Source organism: Pseudomonas sp. BSw22131 (assembly GCF_026810445.1).
Classification (GTDB): Bacteria; Pseudomonadota; Gammaproteobacteria; order Pseudomonadales; family Pseudomonadaceae; genus Aquipseudomonas; species Aquipseudomonas huanghezhanensis.
Window position 1 is genome coordinate 375372 of record NZ_CP113949.1, and the last position, 24172, is coordinate 399543.

Annotated in this window: 25 protein-coding genes and 1 other RNA gene; 12 read left to right on the forward strand and 14 right to left on the reverse strand. The window is 59.6% G+C overall.

Annotated elements, in window-relative coordinates:
* Positions 1 to 11 precede the first annotated feature (11 nt).
* Entirely contained in the window at positions 12 to 989 is a 978-nt protein-coding gene (locus OYW20_RS01610; RefSeq protein ID WP_268798994.1) for an NADPH:quinone oxidoreductase family protein, read from the reverse strand.
* 135 nt (positions 990 to 1124) lie between these two features.
* Here OYW20_RS01610 and OYW20_RS01615 point away from each other — a divergent pair, with 135 nt between their 5' ends.
* Positions 1125 to 1535: a flagellar basal body-associated protein FliL gene (locus tag OYW20_RS01615; protein WP_268798995.1), complete on the forward strand. Its 411-nt coding sequence runs from the start codon at positions 1125 to 1127 to the stop codon at positions 1533 to 1535.
* A gap of 12 nt (positions 1536 to 1547) precedes the next feature.
* Here the strand turns inward: OYW20_RS01615 and OYW20_RS01620 are convergent, their stop codons facing one another.
* The gene (locus tag OYW20_RS01620) at positions 1548 to 2030 is read right to left on the reverse strand and encodes an EVE domain-containing protein (protein ID WP_268798996.1); all 483 of its coding nucleotides are present in this window, start codon (positions 2028 to 2030) and stop codon (positions 1548 to 1550) included.
* 193 nt (positions 2031 to 2223) lie between these two features.
* On the opposite strand from OYW20_RS01620, the gene OYW20_RS01625 reads away from it, so the two are divergent.
* A complete protein-coding gene (locus tag OYW20_RS01625; RefSeq protein ID WP_268798997.1) occupies positions 2224 to 2373 on the forward strand; it encodes a hypothetical protein in 150 nt (49 codons plus the stop codon).
* A 40-nt stretch (positions 2374 to 2413) separates the two neighbouring features.
* On the opposite strand, the gene OYW20_RS01630 is transcribed toward OYW20_RS01625, so the two are convergent.
* The 4 genes from OYW20_RS01630 to OYW20_RS01645 form a co-directional block, all read right to left on the reverse strand.
* Complete coding sequence (locus OYW20_RS01630) at positions 2414 to 3049, reverse strand: 5-formyltetrahydrofolate cyclo-ligase (protein WP_268798998.1); 636 nt, start codon at positions 3047 to 3049, stop codon at positions 2414 to 2416.
* Positions 3050 to 3163: 114 nt separating this feature from the next.
* A non-coding RNA gene (gene ssrS, locus OYW20_RS01635) (6S RNA) lies at positions 3164 to 3342 on the reverse strand.
* A gap of 30 nt (positions 3343 to 3372) precedes the next feature.
* Entirely contained in the window at positions 3373 to 3690 is a 318-nt protein-coding gene (locus OYW20_RS01640) for a cell division protein ZapA (protein WP_268798999.1), read from the reverse strand.
* On the reverse strand, positions 3687 to 3896 hold the full coding sequence (locus OYW20_RS01645; RefSeq protein ID WP_268801015.1) for a TIGR02449 family protein: 210 nt from the start codon (positions 3894 to 3896) through the stop codon (positions 3687 to 3689). The genes OYW20_RS01640 and OYW20_RS01645 overlap by 4 nt, the downstream gene beginning before the upstream one ends.
* 160 nt (positions 3897 to 4056) lie before the next feature.
* On the opposite strand from OYW20_RS01645, the gene OYW20_RS01650 reads away from it, so the two are divergent.
* From OYW20_RS01650 to gcvH, 8 genes are all read left to right on the forward strand, one after another.
* Positions 4057 to 4611 carry a YecA/YgfB family protein gene (locus OYW20_RS01650; protein WP_268799000.1) on the forward strand — a complete coding sequence of 185 codons (555 nt, stop codon included), beginning with the start codon at positions 4057 to 4059 and terminating at the stop codon, positions 4609 to 4611.
* A gap of 81 nt (positions 4612 to 4692) precedes the next feature.
* Complete coding sequence (pepP, locus tag OYW20_RS01655) at positions 4693 to 6027, forward strand: Xaa-Pro aminopeptidase (protein ID WP_268799001.1); 1335 nt, start codon at positions 4693 to 4695, stop codon at positions 6025 to 6027.
* The gene (gene ubiH, locus OYW20_RS01660) at positions 6024 to 7211 is read left to right on the forward strand and encodes a 2-octaprenyl-6-methoxyphenyl hydroxylase (RefSeq protein ID WP_268799002.1); all 1188 of its coding nucleotides are present in this window, start codon (positions 6024 to 6026) and stop codon (positions 7209 to 7211) included. Before pepP ends, ubiH begins: the two co-directional genes overlap by 4 nt.
* A 40-nt stretch (positions 7212 to 7251) precedes the next feature.
* Positions 7252 to 8472: a 2-octaprenyl-3-methyl-6-methoxy-1,4-benzoquinol hydroxylase gene (locus tag OYW20_RS01665; protein ID WP_268799003.1), complete on the forward strand. Its 1221-nt coding sequence runs from the start codon at positions 7252 to 7254 to the stop codon at positions 8470 to 8472.
* A gap of 274 nt (positions 8473 to 8746) precedes the next feature.
* Positions 8747 to 9748: an extracellular solute-binding protein gene (locus tag OYW20_RS01670; protein WP_268799004.1), complete on the forward strand. Its 1002-nt coding sequence runs from the start codon at positions 8747 to 8749 to the stop codon at positions 9746 to 9748.
* A 137-nt stretch (positions 9749 to 9885) separates the two neighbouring features.
* The gene (locus OYW20_RS01675; protein ID WP_268799005.1) at positions 9886 to 11502 is read left to right on the forward strand and encodes an ABC transporter permease; all 1617 of its coding nucleotides are present in this window, start codon (positions 9886 to 9888) and stop codon (positions 11500 to 11502) included.
* A 155-nt stretch (positions 11503 to 11657) separates the two neighbouring features.
* Positions 11658 to 12740 carry a glycine cleavage system aminomethyltransferase GcvT gene (gene gcvT / locus OYW20_RS01680; RefSeq protein WP_268799006.1) on the forward strand — a complete coding sequence of 361 codons (1083 nt, stop codon included), beginning with the start codon at positions 11658 to 11660 and terminating at the stop codon, positions 12738 to 12740.
* Positions 12741 to 12786: 46 nt separating this feature from the next.
* The gene (gene gcvH, locus OYW20_RS01685; protein ID WP_268799007.1) at positions 12787 to 13170 is read left to right on the forward strand and encodes a glycine cleavage system protein GcvH; all 384 of its coding nucleotides are present in this window, start codon (positions 12787 to 12789) and stop codon (positions 13168 to 13170) included.
* A 76-nt stretch (positions 13171 to 13246) separates the two neighbouring features.
* On the opposite strand, the gene OYW20_RS01690 is transcribed toward gcvH, so the two are convergent.
* From OYW20_RS01690 to yrfG, 5 genes are all read right to left on the reverse strand, one after another.
* Complete coding sequence (locus tag OYW20_RS01690) at positions 13247 to 13564, reverse strand: DUF2388 domain-containing protein (protein ID WP_268799008.1); 318 nt, start codon at positions 13562 to 13564, stop codon at positions 13247 to 13249.
* 135 nt (positions 13565 to 13699) lie between these two features.
* The gene (locus tag OYW20_RS01695; protein WP_268801016.1) at positions 13700 to 16030 is read right to left on the reverse strand and encodes an FdhF/YdeP family oxidoreductase; all 2331 of its coding nucleotides are present in this window, start codon (positions 16028 to 16030) and stop codon (positions 13700 to 13702) included.
* A gap of 2 nt (positions 16031 to 16032) precedes the next feature.
* Positions 16033 to 16872: a formate dehydrogenase accessory sulfurtransferase FdhD gene (gene fdhD, locus OYW20_RS01700; RefSeq protein WP_268799009.1), complete on the reverse strand. Its 840-nt coding sequence runs from the start codon at positions 16870 to 16872 to the stop codon at positions 16033 to 16035.
* Positions 16873 to 16966: 94 nt separating this feature from the next.
* Positions 16967 to 17854 carry a LysR family transcriptional regulator gene (locus OYW20_RS01705; protein WP_268799010.1) on the reverse strand — a complete coding sequence of 296 codons (888 nt, stop codon included), beginning with the start codon at positions 17852 to 17854 and terminating at the stop codon, positions 16967 to 16969.
* Between the two features lie 215 nt (positions 17855 to 18069).
* Positions 18070 to 18732, reverse strand: a complete 663-nt coding sequence (gene yrfG, locus OYW20_RS01710) for a GMP/IMP nucleotidase (RefSeq protein WP_268799011.1) — start codon at positions 18730 to 18732, stop codon at positions 18070 to 18072.
* A gap of 103 nt (positions 18733 to 18835) precedes the next feature.
* Here yrfG and nudE point away from each other — a divergent pair, with 103 nt between their 5' ends.
* Positions 18836 to 19402, forward strand: coding sequence for an ADP compounds hydrolase NudE (gene nudE, locus OYW20_RS01715; RefSeq protein WP_268799012.1), 567 nt, complete (start codon positions 18836 to 18838; stop codon positions 19400 to 19402).
* Positions 19399 to 20241, forward strand: coding sequence for a 3'(2'),5'-bisphosphate nucleotidase CysQ (gene cysQ / locus OYW20_RS01720; protein ID WP_268799013.1), 843 nt, complete (start codon positions 19399 to 19401; stop codon positions 20239 to 20241). Before nudE ends, cysQ begins: the two co-directional genes overlap by 4 nt.
* Positions 20242 to 20450: 209 nt before the next feature.
* On the opposite strand, the gene OYW20_RS01725 is transcribed toward cysQ, so the two are convergent.
* From OYW20_RS01725 to OYW20_RS01735, 3 genes are read right to left on the reverse strand one after another with little or no spacing between them, the layout of a single operon-like run.
* Positions 20451 to 20918: a YiiD C-terminal domain-containing protein gene (locus tag OYW20_RS01725; RefSeq protein ID WP_268799014.1), complete on the reverse strand. Its 468-nt coding sequence runs from the start codon at positions 20916 to 20918 to the stop codon at positions 20451 to 20453.
* 16 nt (positions 20919 to 20934) lie between these two features.
* Positions 20935 to 22314, reverse strand: a complete 1380-nt coding sequence (locus OYW20_RS01730) for a sigma-54-dependent transcriptional regulator (protein ID WP_268799015.1) — start codon at positions 22312 to 22314, stop codon at positions 20935 to 20937.
* Positions 22311 to 24125 carry a sensor histidine kinase gene (locus tag OYW20_RS01735; protein WP_268799016.1) on the reverse strand — a complete coding sequence of 605 codons (1815 nt, stop codon included), beginning with the start codon at positions 24123 to 24125 and terminating at the stop codon, positions 22311 to 22313. Before OYW20_RS01735 ends, OYW20_RS01730 begins: the two co-directional genes overlap by 4 nt.
* Positions 24126 to 24172: the final 47 nt, after the last annotated feature.

Genomic DNA, 24172 nt, shown 5'->3' on the forward strand with positions numbered 1-24172 from the left:
ACTAATAATAACTAAATAACCCTCACCACAACCTTGCCAACCGCCTTCCTCATCCCCAAAGAATTTATCGCGTCTCCCGCCTGATCCAGCGGATAAACCTTGGACACCAACGGCTTCAACTTCCCTTCTGCAAACCACTTAAACAACTGCCCAAAGTTCGCCGCATTGTCCTGAGGTTGCCGCTGCGCAAAAGATCCCCAGAACACGCCCACCACCGAAGCGCCTTTGAGCAGCGCCAGGTTCACTGGTAGTTCCGGAATGCGCCCACTGGCAAATCCAACCACTAACAGTCGACCGTTCCATGCGATGGAGCGCACGGCCAGGTCGAAGAGGTCGCCGCCGACCGGGTCGTAAATGACGTCCACGCCGTTGCCGTTGGTGATGCGTTTGAGTTCTTCCTTGAGGTTGGTTTCGGTGTAGTTGATCAGTACGTCGGCGCCCGCATTTTTAGCGATTTCGAGCTTGTCGGCGCTGCTGGCGGCGGCGATGACGCGGGCGCCCATGGCTTTGCCGATTTCCACGGCAGCCAGGCCTACACCGCCGGAAGCACCTAAAACCAACAACGTTTCGCCCGGCTGCAAGTTAGCGCGTTGTTTAAGTGCGTGCATTGAAGTGCCATAGGTCATGCTGAAAGCGGCGGCGGTGTTGAAGTCCATGCCTTCGGGAATAGGCAGGACGTTGTAAGCAGGCACCGCGACCTGCTCGGCAAAGCTTCCCCAGCCAGTGAGGGCCATGACCCGGTCACCGACTTTTAAATCACTGACCTTTTCACCCACCGCAGCAATCACGCCCGCCGCCTCGCCGCCGGGCGAGAACGGGAAGGGCGGCTTGAATTGGTATTTACCCTCGATGATCAGTGTGTCCGGAAAGTTGACCCCGGCAGCGTGGACGTCCAGCAGGACCTCATTTTTCTTCGCGACGGGGCTCGCGACATCTTCCAGCACCAGGTTCTCGGCGGGACCAAAGGCTTTGCAGAGCACAGCTTTCATCGGGACTATTCCTTTTCCTGTGATGGCCGATAAGTGTATGTAGAGCGGTTGCCGGGTCAATGAGCATGGCCGGGCCTGATAAGCGTGCATAAGTTGAAGTAAGCTGTGGCGCACATACAGAGTGAGGAGTGGAGTGTGAAAGCGTGGATTCTGATGTTGCTGGCCTTATCTTTGCCGGCGCTGGCGCAGGCCGAAGAAGGCGGTAAGGAAGAAGATGTGAACAAGGTGGCCTATGTGGCTCTGACGCCGCCGCTCGTGGGTAACTACGCGCTGGATGGCGGCCCCAAGCTGCACGTCTATAAGGCTGATGTTGCGCTGCGTGTCACCGGCGCCGAAGCTCAGAAGGCGGTGAAGGCCAATGAGCCGCTCATTCGTAACCAACTGGTCGCGCTGTTTACTCAGCAAACCATGGACAGCATGAGCAACGTCGACTCCAAGGAGAAGTTGCGTCAGGAGGCGTTGAAGCAGGTTCAGCAAATAATGAACGATGAGACTGGCAAGCCTGTGGTCGAGGATCTGCTGTTCAATAACTTCATCGCGCAGTAATGGCATTGGCATTTAGGCAGGCGCGCGTTCCACTTGGGCTGGTGGTGACTTCAGCGCAAGCACCCCGGCCCATTGCTCCTCGGTCACAGGCATGACGGAAAGCCGGCTGCCTTTTTGCACCAGTGGCATTTGCTCAAGCACAGCCTGCTTCTTTAGCAGCCCCAGGCTCAGTACGCTGGGGAATGCTTCGACGAAGGCGACATTGATGGCGCTCCACGGGTTTTTGTCTTTGCTGGCTTTGAGATCGAAGTAATGGCTCTCTTTGTCCAGAGAAGTGGGGTCGGGGTATGCGGCTTCGACGATTTTGCCGATCCCTGCGATACCCGGCTCCGGGCAGCTTGAGTGATAGAAGAAAAACCGGTCCCCGACAGACATCGTGCGCAAGAAGTTACGTGCCTGATAATTGCGAACGCCGTCCCATCGAGCTTCGCCCAGCGTTTGAAGGTCGCTGATGGAAAACTCGTCGGGCTCGGATTTCATCAACCAATAGGCCATCTTTTTTTACTCCTCAAGAGCGATTGGACAGGTTGTCCTACGCTTTTATGACAAAGCGACGGTCGGTTGGCGCCAGCATTTGCGTGAGCGGGCAGGTTGCCGCAGAATGCGCGCATTTTAAGCGGTACCTCGTTTTCGGCCTTTATCAAAGAGCCGTCACCGTTAGTTTTGATGCGCCGAAGGGGGGCAGTCAATGAAACGCAAGCCGGATTTATTGTGGATATTGGTCATTTTGTTCGGCTTGGGTATCGTGACCACAGGCTACGCACAGAGCCTTTGGGCAGCCAAGGCAGATGCACCTGTTGAAATCTCTCAGCAGCAGCCCAAGCAAGGCCATCGCTGATCCCGGCTGACTGACACAATCTTGTTGCAGCGCAATTACCTCATTTCCTAGCCGCCATATACCAATGCCTGTCGGAAACCGTGCCCTGTAGCGGTACGTCCCAACTCGCTTGCGCCAGCCTCCCGACCTTCTGACACTCATGCGCCAGTCCAAGCAGCACGGGCTTGCGCCATGCTTTTCTGCGGGCTAGATACGCCAGGCTGCGGTCGTAAAACCCGCCGCCCATACCAAGCCGTCCGCCCTCTTCGTCAAATCCAACCAGCGGCATCAAAATCAGATCGAGCGCCCAGATCTTGCGTTGCCTGCGCGCATTGATATCTGGTTCGGGAATGCGAAAGCGGTTTGGCCGAAACTTCTCTCCTGGACGCACTCGCTGAAAGACCATTTTGGTCCTTGGCCATGCACTCAGTACCGGCAAATAAGTGGCTTTGCCTCGGCGCTGTGCCTCTCGCAGCAGAAAGCGCGGATCGATTTCGCCATCCATCGGCAAATAAAGCGACACGTGTCGTGCGCGCCTGAACAAGGGGTCTTGAGCCAGTTGGCGGTAAACGCCACGTGCCGCTGCGCGTTGTTGTGCAGGCGACAGAGAGCGTCGAGCCTTGCGTAGCAGGCGACGCAGGTGAGGACGTGAGAGTGAGGACGGGTCGGTCAGGTCAGCAGAGCCGGAGGAGGTCATGCGGGCTGGTCCGTAATAGGTGAGACGGTGAGGTTTTTAGCGTGGATGCTGAAGGTGCGAGCGTGTCGCGAGCCCACCGCCAGACGGGGCGCCTGGCGATGGGTAGAAGGTTCGAGACTCCCCGACGAACCGCTGTCGGTGTAGCCCTTGAACCCGAAAGTTCAAGGTGGAGATTGCAGGAGGTTTTAAGGCTTTCCGGCGAGCGGACATGCACACCAACCCCAACGTGCAACCCCCGTGGTTGTGCGTATCGGCTCAGGGACATGACCGACTGGCAAGCACTCCAGGGAGCGGTGTCAGTATACCCAAACCGTTGGCAAGTATCAGCCTTGTGGTTTTTCCGGATCCGTGGCAAGGACCAGATCCACACGTTCCAGTAGATCCCTTACCTGCTCTCGCGTGGAACCGTTGGTCTGCAACTCAGGAACGTCCTGTTTGTGCAGCAAGTCATGAGTGATGTTCAGAGCAGCCATCACCGCGATACGGTCGGCGCCGATGACCTTGCCGCTGCTGCGGATCTCACGCATTTTGCCGTCCAGGTAGCGGGCTGCGCTCACCAGATTGGTGCGTTCTTCCTGGGGGCAAATGATCGAATATTCTTTGTCGAGGATCTGAACGGTGATGCTGTTGCCGTTGCTCATGTGTCTTGCTCCAGGGCCTTGAGGCGCGAAATCATTGACTCGACCTTTTGCCGGGCGATTTCGTTCTTTTCAATGAGGTGAGCGCGTTCCTCGCGCCAGGATTTTTCCTGAGCTAATAAGAGTGCGTTCTGGCTTTTTAGTTGCTCGACACGATTGATCAATAACTCCAGTCGAGCCATCAGCGCTTGCAGGTCGGTGTCTTCCATTGTTTTCCACTGGATACTTTCAGATGAGCGGCGCAAGAGCAGGGTAGGGTCGCCTCGACTCCGGTCGCCGATGCGCACCCCGATAGCTAGGGCGTGTCTGCCGGTGCTAGGATACAAGGCCTCCATTCTAGACATTGCGCCGCTTGGCGCCTAGTTGCCCATGCCCAAACAGAATTCCCCGTACAACGCGTTCGCGACCCTGCTCAATGGCAGCGGTCATCCTGTCTCTCCCGCCGAGCTGCATGGCCTGTTACTGGGCCGCAGCTGTGCAGGTGCCGGTTTCGAAGCAGAAGGCTGGTTCGCCGACGCTTCCATGCTGCTGGAAAAAGAGCCTGAGGATAACGTCCGTCAGGCCTTGATCGGCCTGCAAGAGATGGTCAACGGCGAATTGACCAGCGACGACATGACCGTCGTTTTGCTGCTGCCCGGCGATGACGAACCGCTACCCGACCGCGCCGCTGCGCTCGGCCAATGGTGTCAGGGCTTCCTCGCTGGCTTCGGTCTGGCCGGCGGCAACAACTCTTTGAGCCCGGAAGCGTCCGAAGTGCTCCAGGATCTGGCAGCGATTGCTCAGGTTCAGGACGCACTTGAAGAGTCTGAAGACGGCGAAAGCGATTACATGGAAGTCATGGAATACCTTCGCGTTGCGCCGCTGCTGTTGTTCACCGAGTTCAACAAAAAAGCAGAACCTGAAGCCAAACCCTCTCTGCACTGATTGACCATCGTCGTCGCTCGTTCTTTGCTGCACATTCGCAGCGAAGGGCGAGACGCTCATCACAAGGGACCGCTCCTGCCCATGATCCACATCCCGAAAGCCGAATACGCTCGTCGCCGCAAAGCCTTGATGGCGCAGATGGAGCCCAACAGCATCGCCATTCTGCCGGCGGCTGCTGTCGCGATTCGAAACAGGGATGTCGAGCATGTGTATCGCCAGGACAGTGACTTTCAATATCTGAGCGGCTTTCCCGAGCCTGAGGCCGTGATCGTGCTGATACCCGGGCGCGAGTACGGCGAATATGTGTTGTTCTGCCGTGAGCGTAATCCGGAGCGCGAACTGTGGGACGGTTTGCGCGCCGGGCAGGATGGCGCGCTACGTGAATTCGGTGCCGATGATGCGTTTCCCATCACTGACATTGACGACATCCTGCCGGGCCTGATCGAAGGGCGCGACCGGGTGTATTCCTCGATGGGCAGTAACCCTGAATTTGATCGGCATGTCATGGAGTGGATCAACGTCATTCGCTCCAAGGCCAATCTCGGCGCGCAACCCCCGAAGGAGTTCGTCGCGCTCGACCATTTGCTGCACGACATGCGTCTCTACAAGTCGGCGGCTGAAGTAAAGGTCATGCGCAGCGCAGCGCAAATTTCTGCCCGCGCCCATGTGCGGGCCATGCAAGCCAGCCGCGCGGGGCTTTACGAGTTCAGCCTCGAAGCAGAGCTCGATTACGAATTCCGCAAGGGCGGCGCGAAAATGCCGGCCTATGGCTCCATCGTTGCTGCGGGCCGTAATGCCTGCATCCTGCATTACCAACAGAACGACGCGTTGCTTCGGGATGGCGATCTGGTGTTGATCGACGCCGGTTGCGAGATCGATTGCTACGCCAGCGACATCACGCGCACGTTCCCGGTGAGCGGCAAGTTTTCGGTCGAGCAAAAAGCTATTTACGAGCTGGTGCTCAAGTCGCAGGAAGCAGCGTTCGAGGCCATCGGCCCCGGCAAACACTGGAATCAGGCGCACGAAGCAACTGTTCGCGTTATCACCACCGGGCTGGTCGAACTGGGGCTGTTGCAGGGCAATGTGGATGAGCTGATCACCGCAGAGGCGTACAAGCCGTTTTACATGCATCGCGCCGGGCATTGGCTGGGAATGGACGTGCACGATGTCGGTGATTACCGGGTTGGTGGCGAGTGGCGCGTGCTGGAGCCCGGGATGGCGCTGACCGTTGAGCCGGGCATTTATATCTCACCTGACAATCAGAACGTCGCCAAGAAGTGGCGCGGGATCGGCGTAAGAATTGAGGACGATGTCGTGGTGACCAAAAGTGGATGTGAAATCCTTAGCAGCGGCGTGCCCAAATCCGTCGCTGAAATCGAGGCCCTCATAGCCGCAGCACGGCTGCAAGCCGCATGAGCCGTTTTAATCTGGCCATCGTGGGTGGCGGGCTGGTCGGCGCAAGCCTTGCGCTCGCTTTGCAGGCGGGAGCAAAGGCGCGGGGCTGGAAAATTGTGATGATCGAGCCCTTCGCACCGGGTGACAGCTATCAGCCAAGCTATGACGCGCGCTCATCTGCGTTGTCCTTCGGTGCCCGGCAGATTTACGAACGGCTCGGCCTGTGGCAACAGATCAGCCGTCGCGCCGAGCCGATTCTGCAGATCCAGGTCTCTGACAAAGGCCGCTTCGGTGCGGCCAACCTGTCGTCAATGCAGGAAGGTGTGCCCGCCCTTGGCTACGTGGTCGAAAACGCCTGGCTCGGCCAATGCCTGTGGCAAGGGCTGGACAAAGACGTGGTCAGTTGGCGCGTGCCAGCCGAGGTCAGACACATGCAGGCGCTGCCTGATGGGTATCGACTGACGCTCAACGATGAAACCCAAATCGATTGTGATCTGGCCGTGCTGGCGGACGGCGGCCGTTCCGATCTTCGGGAGCAACTGGGCATCGGCATTCGCACCACGCCTTATGACCAAAGCGCGCTGATCGCGAATATCACGCCGGGTGAGCTACATCGCGGTCAAGCCTTTGAGCGCTTTACCGAGCAAGGCCCGATGGCGTTGCTGCCGCTGCCGGATAATCGTTGCGCGCTGGTCTGGACTCGACAGGGCAATGACACACAACGGTTGCTGGCCCTCGACGATCGTCAGTTTCTCGCTGAGCTGCAAGGCGTTTTCGGCTATCGCCTGGGCGCGCTCAAGCAGGTCGGCGTGCGTCATGTTTATCCGCTTAATCTGGTGGAGGCCGAAGAACAGGTGCGCTCGCATCTGGCCGTCCTCGGCAACGCTGCGCACAGCCTGCACCCGATTGCCGGGCAGGGTTTCAACCTGTCGTTACGCGACGCGGCCTCGTTGGCCGAGGTGCTGTTGGCCAGTGATAAAGAGCCGGGAGATCTGGCGACGTTGCAGTCTTACGCGCAACGCCAACGAATGGACCAGACGCTCACAGTGGGTTTTTCCGATCAGGTTACTCGCCTGTTTGGCAGCGATCAGCCGGTGATCACGACAGGCCGCAATATCGGCTTGCTGGGCCTGGATTTGCTGCCTTCGGCCAAGCGCTGGTTCGCCCGGCAGGCGATGGGTCTGGGCACACGCTCCGATGTCTAATTTTTCGTGGCTGCGGCCACCAGCGAGAACGATTTAAAGCATGGAAACGCGCGCAGATCTGCTGATTGTCGGGGCTGGAATGGTGGGCAGCGCGCTTGCGCTGGCGCTGCAGAACAGTGGCCTGAATATCCTGGTGGTCGACGGCAGCCCGTTGAGCGTCGGCCCGTTCGATGCAAAAGCCACGTTTGAGCCGCGCGTGAGCGCTGTGTCTGCGGCGAGTCAGCGCATCCTTCAACGCCTGAATGTCTGGGACGGCATCGTATCCCGCCGAGCCAGTCCTTATGGCGATATGGAAGTCTGGGATGGCAGCGGCACCGGGCATGTGCATTTTTCCGCGTCCAGTGTGCATGCCGACGTGCTCGGGCATATCGTCGAGAACCGCGTGATCCAGGACGCTTTGGTCGAGCGCCTGCATGATTGTGATGTCGGTCTGTTAGCGAACGCACGGCTGGAACAGATGCGCCGCTCTGGCGATGACTGGCTGCTGACACTGGCCGATGGCCGCAAGCTAAGATCGCCATTGGTGGTGGCAGCCGATGGCGCCAACTCGGCAGTTCGCCGGCTGACGGGCACTGAGACGCGTGAATGGGACTACTTGCATCACGCTATCGTGACCAGCGTGCGTACGACCAACTCCCACAAGAAAACGGCTTGGCAACGCTTTACGGATGACGGCCCTTTGGCGTTTTTGCCGCTGGAGCGTGAAGGCGAGCACTGGTGTTCCATCGTCTGGTCAGTGACGCCTGCTGAGGCCGAGCGTTTGATAGCGCTGGAGGATGAGCCGTTCTGTCTTGAGCTGGAGCGGGCCTTCGAAGGCCGGCTTGGGTCGGTGGTCGCCGCGGATTCGCGGCTGTGCGTGCCGCTGCGTCAACGCCATGCCAAGCGTTATGTGGCTGAAGGGCTGGTGCTGATCGGCGATGCCGCGCACACCATCCATCCGCTGGCGGGTCAGGGAGTCAACCTGGGTTTTCTGGACGCGGCCGTTCTGGCTGAAGTCCTGCAACACGCGGCCCAACGCGGCGAGCGCCTGGCGGATGAGCGCGTGTTGAGCCGTTACGAGCGCCGTCGCATGCCGCACAACCTGGCGTTGATGGCCGCAATGGAAGGGTTTGAGCGTCTGTTCCAGGCCAATCCGCTGCCACTTCGCTGGTTACGCAATACCGGTTTGAAGATGGTCGATAAGTCGTCTGAAGCCAAAGCGCTGTTCGTGCGTCAGGCGATGGGGCTGACGGGCGATTTGCCTGAACTTGCTCGGCTTTGACCGCTGGGGCCAGCTCAGATCATTGGTTTGAGGGCTGCTCGTTCGCTTCTGCAGCAATTCTGTGGAGCCAACTTGTGGGCGAGACGGCTTCAGGGGTTGAATCAATCCCAACGTCTCGCGAATGAATTCGCGCCTACAGAGGGAAGAGTGTTCCGGAAAACGCCCTAGCGCTGCCTCGCCGCAACATCTCGTAACGCCTCCGGGCCAAGTTCGGTTGAGATGGCAAATGTGATTCACTACCATTTCGCCTCAATTCGCAACTACGAGACCTACCATGCAGGCGAGCAAGCGTTTTCTGGCTGCCTTGACACTGACATTGCTCGGCAGTACCGCCCAGGCCGCCGACGAAGTGGTGGTCTACTCATCACGCATCGACGAGCTGATCAAGCCTGTCTTCGATGCCTACACCGCCAAGACCGGTGTGAAAATCAAGTTCATCACAGACAAAGAAGCCCCGCTGATGCAGCGCATCAAGGCCGAGGGCGAAAACGCGACAGCCGATCTGCTGCTCACCGTAGACGCTGGTAATCTCTGGCAAGCCGAACAAATGGGCATCCTCCAGCCCTTTACCTCTCCGGTCATCGACGCAAATATCCCGCCGCAATATCGCTCTTCCAGCCACAGCTGGACCGGTCTGAGCTTGCGTGCACGGACCATTGCCTACTCGACTAGCCGCGTTAAGCCTGCCGAGCTGACCACTTACGAAGCCCTGGCTGATAAGCAGTGGGAAGGCCGTTTGTGCCTGCGCACAGCGAAGAAAGTCTACAACCAGTCACTGACCGCCACATTGATCGAAACCCATGGCGCCGAGGCGTCTGAAAAAATCCTCAAGGGTTGGGTCAATAACCTCTCCACCGACGTCTTCTCCGACGACATTGCGGTGCTCGAAGCGATCAACGCCGGGCAGTGCGACGCCGGTATCGTCAACACCTACTATTTCGGGCGTCTGCATAAGCAAAACCCAGATCTGGCAGTGCGGCTGTTCTGGCCCAATCAATCGGACCGTGGTGTCCACGTGAACCTGTCCGGTATTGGCCTGACCAAGTACGCGCCGCATCCTGAGGCCGCCAAGGCATTGGTGGAATGGATGACCGGTGCCGACGCGCAGAAGATTTTCTCTGGTATCAACCAAGAGTTCCCGGCCAACCCGGCAGTCCCGCCCTCCGAAGAAGTTGCTAGCTGGGGCAAGTTCAAAGCTGACACCATCCCGGTCGAAGTGGCGGGCAAACGCCAGGCCGAGGCCATTCGGATGATGGATCGGGCGGGCTGGAACTGAGTAAACGCCGCCGATTGCTGTAGGAGCGCGCTTGCCCGCGATTGAGGATTGTCAGGCGATGTATTCGTTTCTGACACGACCCATCGCGTGCAAGCGCGCTCCTGCAGCTTGTGCCCCTGCAAACCGAGAGCTTTCCCTTGGCCCATTCCGCCCAGCGCCGCTGGTATCCCCTTGTCTTGGCCATCGCCGCGCTGGTGCTGTTGCCGCTGAGCGTTTTGCTGCTGTCGTGGCAAACCGTCGATCACGAAATCTGGTCGCATTTGTGGGCAACCCAGATGCCGCGTCTGCTCGGCAATACACTGACGTTGGTGGTGGGCGTAGGGCTCGGCGTCACTCTGCTTGGCGTAAGTCTCGCGTGGCTGACCAGCTTGTGCGAGTTCCCGGGTCGGCGCTGGCTGGATTGGGCATTGATGTTGCCGTTCGCGATCCCTGCTTACGTCCTGGCATTTGTTTTCGTCGGGCTACTGGACTTCGCAGGCCCGGTACAAACGCTGATGCGCGAGTGGTTCGGCACCGGGCTTCGTCTGCCGAGGGTGCGTTCAACAGGCGGCGTCATTATCGTGCTGGTGCTGGTCTTTTATCCCTACGTGTATCTGCTGGCGCGCACGGCGTTTCTGGCGCAGGGCAAAGGCTTGATGGAAGCGGCGCGCATGCTCGGTCAGACGCCGTTGCAGGCCTTCTGGCGTGTCGCATTGCCGATGGCGCGCCCTGCTATTGGTGCGGGAGTGGCACTTGCACTGATGGAAACACTGGCTGACTTCGGTGCAGTGGCGGTGTTCAACTTCGACACCTTCACCACCGCCATTTACAAAACCTGGTACGGTTTTTTCAGCCTGTCGACAGCCGCCCAGCTCGCGAGCCTGCTGCTGTTGGCTGTGATGCTGGTGCTGTACGGGGAACACAGGGCGCGCGGCGCAAGCCGTCCCACCAACGAGCGGCCCCGAATCAAGGCGCTGTATCACCTGCGCGGCGTAAAAGCCTTTGCCGCAACGTTCTGGTGTGGGCTGGTGTTCACCTGTGCCTTCGCCGTGCCGATGCTGCAATTGGTGGTGTGGGTCTGGCAGCGTGGCCGGTTCGACCTCGACGAGCGCTATACAGGGCTGATTTTGCACACGCTCTATCTGGGTGGTATGGCGGCGCTGATCACGGTGAGCGTGGCGCTGATTCTGGTGTTCGCCCGCCGAATGGCCCCGACTCAAGGCATTCGCACCGGCGTCAGTCTGGCAAACATCGGATACGCGCTGCCCGGATCGGTGCTGGCCGTGTCCATCATGCTGGCGTTCAGCTATTTGGACCGTGAGCTGGTGGTGCCACTGTCGAGCTGGCTGGGAGGCGCGGGCAAACCGCTGCTGCTGGGCAGTCTTGCAGCGCTGGTGCTGGCCTATCTGGTGCGTTTCATTGCCGTCGCCTATGGGCCGCTTGAAAGCAGTCTGGCGCGCATCCGGCCGTCGCTGCCTGAGGCTGCGCGCAGTCTGGGCGTCAGTGGCCCGCGTCTGTTTTTCAAGGTGTACCTGCCATTGCTGATGCCGGGCGCCCTGAGTGCGGCATTGCTGGTGTTCGTCGATGTACTCAAAGAGATGCCTGCAACCCTGCTGATGCGTCCGTTTGGATGGGACACGCTGGCGGTACGTATTTTCGAAATGACCAGTGAGGGTGAGTGGGCAAGGGCTGCTTTGCCCGCGCTGACGCTGGTGCTCGTTGGTTTGTTACCAGTGATTGGCCTGATCAGACGTTCAGCCAGACCGATCGGCTAGGTGCGGGGTCACAACCTTGCGGCTACAATGCGCCGCATTCGGTGCGGTCTGTCAGACGTTTCGGCATGCTTGCAGCGGCAATAGACCCTATTTCACAGGGGGCTTGCCCAGGTTCTGGCTGTCCGCACCCTCGCCACGCCCGGAAGGAGAAACCCATGGGACAGCGTACACCGCTCTTTGACCTGCACCTCGCCCTAGGCGCGAAGCTGGTCGATTTTGGTGGTTGGGATATGCCATTGCATTACGGCTCACAAGTCGAAGAGCACCACCAGGTGCGCAAGGACTGTGGGATTTTCGACGTATCGCACATGCACATCATTGACGTATCAGGTAGTCAGGCCAAGTGCTGGCTGCAACACCTGCTGGCGAACGACGTCGACAGGCTCAAGCACATCGCAAGCGCCCTTTACAGCGCGATGCTCGACACCGACGGCGGGATCATCGACGACATGCTCGTCTACCTCACCGACACCGGTTACAGATTGGTGGTCAATGCGGCCACTGGTGCCAAGGATCTGGCCTGGATGCGCACTCATCTGCAGGGTTTCGACGTGCAGCTGCATCAGCGTACAGAGCTTGCGATGCTGGCGATTCAAGGCCCTCACGCGCGGCATAAAATCGCCGAGCTGGTCACGCAGGCTCGCGCTGAACTCATCCGCCAGCTCAAACCGTTCGAAGGCCGTGCCCAAGGTGACTGGTTCATCGCCCGCACCGGCTATACCGGTGAAGACGGACTTGAAATCATTCTCCCGGCCGAACAGGCACCAGGCTTTTTCAACGACATGGTGGGCGCAGGTATCTCGCCGATCGGTCTTGGCGCACGCGATACATTGCGTCTTGAAGCAGGAATGAACCTCTACGGGCAGGACATCGACGAAAAAGTGTCACCGTTGGTTTCTAACATGGGCTGGACGGTGGCGTGGCAACCTGCGGACCGTGATTTCATTGGGCGCACCGCACTGGAGGCCGAGAAAACGCGAGGAGCAGCGTCGAAACTGGTCGGATTGGTGCTGGAGGAGCGCGGCGTTTTACGCGCCCATCAGGTTGTCCGGATAGCGGAAGTTGGCGAAGGAGAGATCACCAGTGGTAGTTTCTCTCCTACGCTGAGCAAGTCTATTGCGTTGGCCCGTGTTCCAATGGCGACAACCGACCGGGCCGAGGTCGAAATTCGTGGCAAGTGGTACCCGGTCCGGGTAGTCCAGCCCACGTTCGTGCGGCACGGCAAGGCCCTAATTTAAACCCCTTGGCGGGTTTCTCCGCTGACTAGATGTAGAGGATGATTAAATGAGCGATATTCCCGCCGAACTGCGTTTCGCCGAAAGCCATGAATGGGCAAAGCAAGAGGGCGATCTGATCGTTGTCGGTATCTCCGACCACGCTCAAGAGGCCCTGGGTGATGTGGTATTCGTGGAGCTGCCGGACATTGGCAAGGTCTTCGCAGCCGGTGATACCGCAGGTGTTGTCGAGTCCGTGAAGGCGGCGTCCGATATCTACTCTCCGGTGGCTGGTGAAGTCGTCGAAGTCAACGAGGCGTTGGGCGGCGCTCCGGAAGAGCTGAACAACACTCCGTACGCTTCATGGATCTTCAAGGTCAAACCGAGCCATGCCGAGGGCGACCTGGCGAAATTGCTGGACGCTTCCGCTTACAAGGCTGCGATTGGCGAGTAACCGACCCAATCACAATCAAGCATCAAAAAAAATGCCGCTCCAAGGAGCGGCATTTTTGTGTCTGCAAACAGGTGACTTACTGCTCGGCGACCAGGTTCTTCGCCAGAATGGCATTCGCCAGATCCATGTCCGAAGCATTCAGCCCTGGATTGTCGTTGCGAACCTGCTCCATCGCAGCTTCCAGGAATGGACCACGGATGGCGCCGTTGCTGGCAACGTAGCTGCCAGCGTCATCTTGCGCGGCGACGATCAGCTTGTGGTGCCTGAAGGTCAGGTAAGTGGAACCTGTGGTGGCGCCCGACGACAGCACGTCACGCAAAAAGCCGTCAGCCATGGCTGAACCGACCGGAAGGGAAAGCAAAGCCAGTGTGGCAACAGCGAGTTTAAGACGCATGACGGGGTTACTCCGACGTTGGTTGTTCTGAAATGGTTTGATACGTCACCCCGGTCGCTAGTTCCGTAACGGCCCCGTAACACCTCAAGATGCGCTGCCGGCGAACCTCTGCCGGCAAGCGCTGTGGCGCAAAGATCAAAGAATCCGCGCAACTTCCACGTGCCGCTCCAGCTTGATCGCGACAAACTTCGACGTCGGCGTGCTGCTGCCTTCACCCACGCTTTCGAGCGGCACCAAAGGATTCACCTCTGGGTAATAAGCTGCCGCCTGACCTGCCGGAATGTCGAACGCCAGCAAGGTGAATCCCTTGACCCGGCGCACAATGTCATCGCCCCAGATCGAGACGATATCGGCCTTTTGCCCTGGCACGAAGCCCAGGCGCACGATGTCAGCCTCGTTCAGGAATATCACATCACGCTGTCCTTTCACGCCGCGATAACGGTCGTCCAGGCCATAAATGGTGGTGTTGTACTGATCGTGGGACCGCATCGACTGCATGATCAGGTCCGGAACGATCCCGGTGGCGCGAACGCCTTCATGCACCAGATCAACCGGCAAGACGTTCGGCTTGAAGTTGGCGCGTGCGCTCGGGGTGTTCCAGCGACGAACGCCGGCCGAGTTGCCCAGATAGAACCCGCCCGGGTGCTTGATCTTCTCGTTGAAGTCCTTGAAGCCCGGGATGGTGTCGGCGATCAGGTCACGAATGCGGCTGTAGTCTTCGACCAGCCACAGCCAATCCACCGGTTGCTTGCCCAAGGTTGCGTTTGCAATACCAGCGACGATGCCTGGCTCCGAGCGCATTTGACCCGACAGCGGCTTCAACTGACCGTTGGAGGCGTGAACCATGCTGAACGAATCTTCAACGGTGACCGCTTGCGGGCCCTGGGCCTGGATGTCGATGTCGGTCCGGCCAAAGCACGGCAGGATCAGCGCGTCTTTGCCGTGCATCAGGTGGCTGCGATTAAGCTTGGTGCTGATTTGCACGGTCAGATCACAGTTACGCAGCGCTTCGGCGGTACGCGGGCTGTCCGGCGTGGCTTGTGCAAAGTTGCCGCCCAGGCCGATGAAGACTTTGGAGCGGCCTTCGAGCATCGCATGGATCGCTTCGACCACGTTGTGGCCGTTGGTGCGTGGCACTTTGAACTGGAAGCGTTTTTCCAGCGCATCAAGGAAGAACACCGGTGGGCGTTCGTTGATGCCCATGGTGCGGTCGCCTTGCACGTTACTGTGACCGCGCACTGGGCAGAGTCCTGCACCTGGGCGGCCGATATTGCCGCGCAGCAGCATCAGGTTGGCGACTTCCTGAATAGTCGGCACCGAATGGCGGTGCTGAGTGATCCCCATCGCCCAGCACATGATCACGTTCTTGCCTTTGGCATACATGCGCGCGGCTTGCTCGATGTCACTCAGCGGCAAACCGGACTGCTCGGTGATTTGCTCCCACGTGGTGTCGTCGATCTTCGCCAGGTAATCCAGCACGCCCTGGGTGTGCTCGTTGAGGAAGTCGTGGTCGAACACGGACGGCGCATTGGTGGCCTGTGCTTCACGCTCCCATTGCAGCAGGAACTTGGCCATGCCGCGCAGCAGGGCCATGTCGCCACCCAGCGCCGGACGGAAGTAAGCGGTGTTGGTGGGCTCTGATCCGTTGCTGAGCATTTCCAGCGGGTGCTGCGGATGCTGGAAGCGTTCAAGGCCGCGCTCTTTGAGCGGGTTTACACACACCACTTGAGCGCCGCGCTGCACCGCTTCACGCAGCGGTTCGAGCATGCGTGGGTGGTTGGTTCCAGGGTTTTGCCCCAATACGAAAATGGCGTCGGCGTGCTCGAAATCATCGAACGTGACGGTGCCTTTACCCACGCCGACGCTTTGTGACAACGCCACGCCGCTGGCTTCGTGGCACATGTTCGAGCAGTCCGGGAAGTTATTGGTGCCATACGAACGAACGAACAACTGGTACAGATACGCCGCTTCGTTGCTCGCCCGACCCGAGGTGTAAAACTCGGCCATGTCCGGGCTTGGCAGGTTGTTCAGGTGCTTGGCGATCAGCGCGAAGGCGTCGTCCCAACTGATCGGCTTGTAACGATCAGACTCGGCGTTGTAGACCATTGGCTCGGTGAGGCGGCCCTGATACTCAAGCCAGTAATCACTTTGTTCGAGCAGGTCGCTGACGCTGTGACGGGCAAAGAACGACGAATCGACACGGCGTTTGGTCGCTTCCCAGTTAACCGCCTTGGCGCCGTTTTCGCAGAACTTGACCATGCCGCTTTCCGGCGAGTCGCCCCACGCGCAGCCCGGGCAGTCGAAACCGCCGTTCTGGTTGGTCTTGAGCATCATGCGCAGGTTTTTCAGCGCGTTGTCGCTGGTCAGCCACGCTTGCGTCACGCTGATCAGCGCGCCCCATCCGCCGGCAGGGCCTTTGTAAGGCTTGTAACGCGGGACTGGGGTCTTGTCGGCTTGTTTGTGCATGCTCAAGCTGGATTCTCCATCGCAGGGCTGTAAACCCGCGGCGCACTTTTCTGCGGCAGGTGGATTAAATTGAGGTTGTGACGACGCGCCCATTGCAGCGCCAGGCCGGTTGGCGAGGACAGGCTGACGAGGGTTTGTATGCCTGCACGCAGGACTTTCTGGATCAATTCAAGGCTGCACCGGCTGGTAACGATCGCAAGGCCCCCGGTGGTCGAAATGTTCTGACGGATCAACGCACCGATCAATTTGTCGAGCGCGTTGTGCCGGCCGATGTCTTCGCGACCGAGCAGCAACTGGCCTTTATCGTTCATGAACACCGCCGCATGCACCGCGCCACAGTGCTGACCCAATGGCTGAAATTCACTGATGCGCTGGCGCAGCCCATCGAGCCATTCGACAGGCGGCAACGGGGCGCCTGGCAGCACATTCAGTTTGGGTAACGCCTGCTCGACGGCTTCCACACCGCAAAGGCCGCAGCCACTGGTGCCCGCCATTTGGCGGCGCTGAGTCTTGAGGTTCCAGAACGCGCGACTGGTGATTTCGACTTCGGCAGTCTGGGCGGACCCGCGACCTCCAAGCTTGATGTCGTAGATTTCATCAGGAGAAATGATGATGCCGCTGCCGAGCGTGAAACCCACGATGAAGTCTTCAAGGTCGGTTGGGCTGACCAGCATCACTGCCTGGCTGATACCGTTGTAGGCAATCGCCAGCGCGACCTCTTCGGCCAGGGATGCAGACTCTGCGGCATCTCGGGCGAGGTTTGAGTAGCTGTAGAACTGACTTGCTGCGGGCGCGGGCAAGTTTTTTGCGGGCGCCGTGCTGTCCGTGCGTTTGGCGTGCATGCGAAGTACCGGCAGAGTTTTCAGACCCTTAGCCTAGGCCCCTTGTCGGATAACGTCTAATCGCTAGTACTGATGTAGCGATAGATAGCGTCGATCAAGAGAGTTCGACCATTTTCTGGTACAGGCCGAAGCAGGCTTCAGCCAGCGCGGAGCGCGGCGCGGCGCGGCGCATGATCAGGCCCAGACGCGCAATTGTCTTTGCTTGTTCTATGGGTTGAAGACGCAAATGTTCCGTCAGAGATTCCAGTCCACCGTCCAGCGGCATAATCGCGCAGCAAAAACCGCCGTGCACCGCCTGCAGCAATTGATGCACTGCGTCGGTCTGGATCAGCGGCTGTGGTTGCAGGCCGCGGCTGTGAAAATTGTGGTCAATGGACTGACGAAAATGCATGCCGCTGGTGAGCATGCCCAACGGCAACTCAATCAGGCTCTCCCAGCTCAGCGGTGCATCGCCGAAGCTGAAATGGCGCTGGTCATACATCAGGCCCATCCGGGTTTCAGCCAGTTGCAGCGAGTCGAAGCGGTCGTTGTCCAGTCGTTCCAGATACGACACACCAAGGTCCAGCCGATTGCTCGCCAGTTGCTCAAGGATCTGCTCGGAACTGAGCGATGACAGCTCAAAACTCATGTTCGGGTGAACGGTGTGCAGGCGGTGCAACAGGGGCAAAGGATCGAAACTCGATAACGGCACAACGCCAAGTCGCAAGGTCCCGACCAGATGCCCGCGACAGGCGGCGGCTTCGGCGAGTAAGCCGTCATACGCGGCCAGAACGGTGCGAGCCCACGCCAGCACTCGCTCACCGGGAGCGGTGAAGCCTTCAAAGCGCTGACCACGATTGACCAGCGGCAGGTCAAGTTCTTCCTCAAGGCTGCGCAGGCGCATGGAAAGCGTTGGTTGGGTGATGTGACAACGCGCTGCGGCTTGTCCGAAATGACGGGTTTCGTCCAGGGCAATGAGGAATTTCAGCTGTTTGATGTCCATCGTCACTCCATATGACGCAAAGCAGGCACCGCGATTCTAGCGCGACCAGATGTCGCACGGCTTGAAACCTTGTAGTCGTCGTGTCGGGTGATGAAGCTCGTCGGGAAGATAACGAAAAACGTTCTGGCGACGGGCAATAATGAGGATGTCGACGCCGCATTGTGGACTCAGGCAGGCGCACGTGCCCTCACAGAGTTCTAACCAACGACCAACGTCTAAAGTCCGGCGATCAGGTCTCGATAATCCCCCACAGCCTCAAACTCCTCGGTATCTTTCGGGCCTTTTCGGCTGTCCGGTTCACGCACGGCCAACAGGTGTTTGATGCCGTAGCGACCCGCGCTGCGCAGGATCGGCAATGTGTCGTCGATAAACACACTGCGTGTCGGATCAAAGCCGATGTCGGCGTGCAGCGCGTCCCAGAATTGTGGGTTTTCCTTGGGCACGCCGTAGTCGTGAGAGCTGATCAGGCGTTCGAAGTAGGGCGCCAGTTCGATGCGCTCCATCTTGAGCGACAACGAATCGCGGTGCGCATTGGTGATCATGATCACGCGTTTACCAGCGTGCTTCAGCGCCGCCAGAAAGGTCTCGGCATCAGGGCGCAAAGCGATCAGGTGGGCGATCTCTACCTTCAGATCCCTGACAGACAACTTGAGCTCGGCGCTCCAGAAATCCGTGCAATACCAATTGAGCGTGCCGGCGTTTTTTTCGAACAGCGGCAACAGCTCAAGCTCCGCCATCGCCCGACTGACGCCATGAACCTCGGCGTAGCGCTGCGGTAGATGTTCCAGCCAGAAGTGATTATCGAAGTGCAGATCCAGCAGCGTCCCGTCCATGTCCAACAGGACGGTGTCGATGTCGTGCCAAGGTAAAGAAGGCATGTGTCTCTCTCGACGGTGATATGTGAAAAGTACGTCGGCAGATCCGACAACGACTTTCGCAAAAGCCACGGTATAGTACCGCGTCCATGCCAAGGAGCTCGCCATGCATCAGAAACCCACCGTACTTGCCCGCGAAATTGTCGCCAGCAGCCGCCTGTTTCGTGTTGAAGAAGTGCAGTTGCGCTTCTCCAATGGCGTTGAACGCGTCTATGAGCGTTTGGTTGGGCGGGGCAACGGATATGGGGCGGTGATGATCGTGGCAATGCTCGACGCAGAGCACGCCGTGTTGGTGGAAGAGTATTGCGGAGGCACCGATGAGTACGAACTGTCGCTGCCCAAAGGTTTGATCGAGCCGGGCGAGGATGTGCTGGCGGCGGCCAACCGGGAGCTCAAGGAGGAAGCCGGGTTTGGTGCCCATCGGCTTGAGCATCTGACGGAGCTTTCCTTGTCCCCTGGCTACATGAGTCAGAAGATTCAGGTGGTGCTGGCCACCGACCTGTTCGAGGAGCATTTGCCGGGCGATGAGCCTGAGCCCATGCGCGTGGACAAGGTCAATTTGCGTGAGCTTTCCAGCCTGATCGAACACCCGCAGTTCTCCGAGGGACGCGCATTGGCGGCGCTGTATCTGGTCCGTGATTTACTCACCCAGCGCGGAGTGTTCCGACCATGACCGACGTCTTCGCTTCCTTGCCTCATCCGCTGCTGGCACCTGTTATCGAACTGTGCCGTCGTGCCGGGGAAGCGACTCTGCCGTTCTGGCGCAATGACACCGAAGTCACTTCGAAATCCGACAACTCCCCGGTCACCGCTGCAGACCTCGCGGCGCATCACGTGTTGGTAGATGGCCTGAAAGCGCTGGCGCCCGACGTGCACATTCTTTCTGAAGAAGACGCCGACATTGCACTGAGCACCCGCGCTGGCTGGAAACGCTGGTGGCTGGTTGATCCGCTGGATGGCACCAAGGAGTTTATTTCTGGCAGCGAGGAGTTCACGGTCAATGTGGCGCTGATCGAAAATGGGCATGTGGTGTTTGGCGTTGTTTCGATGCCCACCAATGACCGGTGTTACTTCGGCGGTGCGGGGCTTGGTGCCTGGCGCAGTGATGATCCGCAGCATCTGGCGCCGATTTCTGTGCGCGAACGGCCGGCTGCCGGTGAAGCGTTCACGGTGGTCGCCAGCCGGCGTCACTCCAGTCCTGAACAGGAAAAGCTGTTGGCCGGGCTGTCTTCTGCGGTTGGCGAGTTGCAGTTGACCAATATTGGTAGCTCGTTGAAGTTCTGCCTGCTGGCCGAAGGCGCCGCCGATTGTTATCCACGTCTGGCGCCGACCTCTCAGTGGGACACTGCCGCTGCGCAGGGTGTGCTGGAGGGCGCGGGCGGCGTAGTTCTGGATCTGGAGGGTGAGGTGTTCGCCTACCCGGCGCGCGATTCATTGCTTAACGGATTTTTCCTGGCGCTGCCTGCCAAAGCATCATGGCGCAGTGCTCTGTTGGCGTTGGCCAAAGGGTGAAACCAGACACCTGCGCTTCACCAGGTTTTACTGCCGCTGCGCAGCAGATCGTCCGAGTGCGGCCCTGACACAATCCGCGCTCCCACGCCCTCCGGGGCAGAATCAAAACCCCAAGAACACCCGCAAACCCTAAAGGAGCGCACGAGCCCAGCGAGGCCGCGATCGGCTGCGAAGCAGTCTTAATCAATCCCCGCTATCCCCTTACTGCGCTATCGATGGATCACGAATTGCCCGCTGAAGGTCACGGCCGGCTCATCGCAATATTGCTCGGTAATTTGTGTGTGCAGCGTCAGTCTCGCCCGCCCCCGGCGGCGGTATATCGTCAAAAACCGCTCCCACGCTGCGTCATCCGGCGCGTCGCAGATTGCCACCGCATCTGTTTTGACCGGCAACGGATAGCTGATCTGCCCTTCCTGAATCACGATATGAGCGTCGTCGATACCGACTTCCTTAAGCCGTAGATGCAGCCACCCCCAGCCCGCCAGGACTGCACCGCAATAAAGGCTGCCGCCAAACAGCGTGTTCTTGTGGTTCACATTTGGCGCAAGCGACAGATGCAGGCGCAACGTCCGGTCGTGCCAGCTCAGCACGTTCATCCCCATGTCGGCGGTTAGCGGGATGTCATGATGCAGCAACGCTTCCAGCGCTTTGGCCTGGGCGAGATCGTTGTCATTCATGAGATTTTTTGCCCGTTCATTCGACGTCATCGTGACCCCCGCCGCTGAAGGTCAAACCGTGTTTGCGCAGCTTGTCGTGCAGGGTCTTGCGTGGCAGTCCGAGCGCTTGCGCCAGGCTTCGAACCGAGCTGTGTGGACGCGACAGTTCAGCCGCAATCAAGGAGCGCTCGAAACTCTCGACCTGATCGCTCAGCCCGCCGTCAGTGCTCGGCGTTTCGGGCTGTTGATTGCCTTCAAGCTCAAGTTCCAGTCCCAGAGCGAAGCGTTCGGCGGCATTTTGCAGCTCACGGACATTGCCCGGCCAGCTGTGGCGCAGCAGCAAGGCGCGATGTCCCGGCTGTAATGGGTGACGCGGCAAACCATGGCGCAAGCTGGCGGCATCAGCGAAATGCTGGAACAGCACCAACGGATCTTCGCCGCGCTCACGCAGCGGAGGAATGCGCAGCGGCGCGACATTGAGCCGGTAATACAAGTCGGCACGAAAACGGCCTTGATCAGCGGCCTGACGCAGGTCTTCCTTGGTGGCGGCGATCACGCGGATATCCAGCGCTATCTGCTGGTTGCCGCCGAGCCGCTCGACCACGCGCTCTTGCAACAAACGCAGCAGTTTGACCTGCACATCCATGCTCATGCTTTCTATTTCATCGAGAAACAGCGTGCCGCCGTTGGCGAATTCGAACTTGCCGATGCGCCGCTTCTGCGCGCCGGTAAAGGCACCGGGCTCATGCCCGAACAACTCGCTTTCCACGACTGATTCGGCCAGCGCCCCGGCGTTGATCGCGACGAACGGTCCGTTCCGGCGATTGGACAGATCATGCAGCGCCCGCGCTACCACCTCCTTGCCCGCTCCGGTTTCCCCGAGGATCAATACATCGGCTCTGGTCCCTGCGAGTGCGCCGATCTGGTCGCGCAAGCGCTGAATGGGTGCAGACAACCCCACCAGTCGGTTGCTCAATTGCTGGCTGTCGCTCAGGGCAAGGCGCAGGCTGCGGTTGTCCAGCACCAGACGGCGCAGTGCGAGGGCGCGACGTACGCTGTCGAGCAACGCGTCGCTGGCGAATGGCTTTTCCAGAAAGTCGTAGGCTCCGGCACGCATGGCCTGGACCGCGAGTGGTACATCGCCATGGCCGGTGATCAGCAGTACCGGCAGGTCCGGGTCTTGCGCGTGCAATTGGTTGAGCAGCTCCAGCCCGTCGATCCCCGGCATACGGATATCGCTGACGATCACGCCGGGCCAGTCGCGCTCGATACGTGCGGGCAGGCCCTGGGCATCACTCAAGGTCAGCACCTTCAGGCCGGCGAGGTCCAGGGTCTGGCTCAACGCCTGACGCAGATGCGGGTCGTCGTCGATCAGCACAACCTGTGTACGGCTGTCGATGGCGGTGTCCGTGCTCATGCAGATAAGTCCTCTGGCGGTTGTAAGTTGACGCCCGATGCGCCGACACGCATGCGCAGCGTCAGCAGCGCGCCGCCTTCAGGATGGTTGGCGAACAGCAACTCGCCCCCCAGTGCGCGCATCAGCGTATCGCAGATCGCCAAGCCGAGGCCCAGGCCCTGAGTGCGTGTCTTGGTGGTGAAAAATGGCTCGCGGGCGCGTTCCAGCGCTTCTCTGGAAAACCCTGGCCCGTTGTCACGGATGTACAGATTGACGCCGCCGTCGGTGTGTTCAGCGCTGATCCAGAGTTTGCGTGGCGGGCCTTTTTCAGTAAGTGCGTCCAGCGCGTTCGCCAGTAGATTGCCCAGCACTTGGCGCAGTCGGGTTTCCCCCGCCTGAACCCACAATGTGGCTGCGGGCAAGTCCCGAATCAGCTCCACCTCCATGGCGCGCCTGCGCTTGGCCAGCAGGGCGAGCGCATCGTCCAGTGCCGGTTGCAGCGCGACGCTTTCAGGTGCATGGCGGTCCCGGCGAGCGAAAGCGCGCAGGTGCGCAATGATCGAGGCCATCCGCCCGGTCAGCTCGCTGATGAGTTTGAGGTTGCCGCGTGCATCTTCGGTCCGCTCATGATCGAGCAGTACTTCGGCGTTTTCGGCGTAACTGCGGATCGCCGCCAAGGGTTGGTTCAGTTCGTGGCTGATGCTCGCCGACATCGTCCCCAGCGCCGACAACTTGCTCGCTTGCACCAGTTCATCCTGCGCCCTGAACAACTCTTGCTGGGCGTGCTCGCGTTCGAGCACCTCCTGACGCAGCCGACCGTTGGCGCCTTCCAGGTCGCTGGTGCGTTCGATCACGCGGATCTCCAGCTCGCGACGGGCTTTGGCTTCGAACGCGATGCGGTCCAGATAATGCCGACGGCGCTGCATCATGATCCCGAGCAGCAGCATCAGGACCAACAACGTCGCGCCGCCGACAGCGACCACCGTGCGCACGGGGCGCGCGACCAGCATGCGCGGGGCCAGGATATTCACACTCCAGCCGGTTTCACTGATTTGCTGGGTCTGGGTCAGCCAGTCGGGCTCGTTCAGCAGCAAGGGCCTGGGGTCGCGGGTCGGATACGGTTGATTGGCGACGATGGCCTGTTTTTCTTCTTCGCTCATGGGGCGGGTGGCGCGGAATCGCCAACCGGGGTTTGAGGTCAGAATCACCACGCCGTTATGGTCGGTGACCAATAGCTGCTCGGGGGTCTTGCCCCACAGTGTTTCGGTGTTGTCCAGGTCGACCTTGACCACCAGCGCGCCGAGCACATCGTTGCCATCGCGCACGGCGGCGCCAAAGAAGTAACCGCGCTTGGCCGATGTAGTGCCCAAACCGAAGAAGCGCCCGAGCCGGCCCTCCATGGCTTCGCTGAAGTAGGGACGAAAGGCAAAATTGCGGCCCACAAAGCTGTCGCGCTTGTCCCAGTTGGAGGCCGCGAGCGTGTCGCCGTTAGGCGCCATCAGGTACATGACTTCCGCGCCGGTCTGCTGAGCGATGGTTGTCAGCAACCGATTGGCCGCATCTTGTGCCTGTTTGTCTTGTGGGTTGGCCAGAGCGGCTCGCAGGGCGGGGAGGTCGCCGAGTATCTGCGGCATCACCTCGTAGCGGTGCAGGGTGCCTAGCAGGTTGGCCACGTAGAGGTCGAGCGTCTGGCGGTTCTGGCTAAGCAGTTCATTGCGGTAGTAGCGTTCGGCGAGGTGCTCGAGCGGCCACAACAGCGGCGCCAGAATCAGCGCCAGCAAGGCGAGACTGCGCCAGCGTGGGCGGCGAGGAAGCGTTGAGGTGGAGTTCATAATCGCCCGGTGGGTCCGCTGCGATGCCGGTAAAACGGCGGCATCCT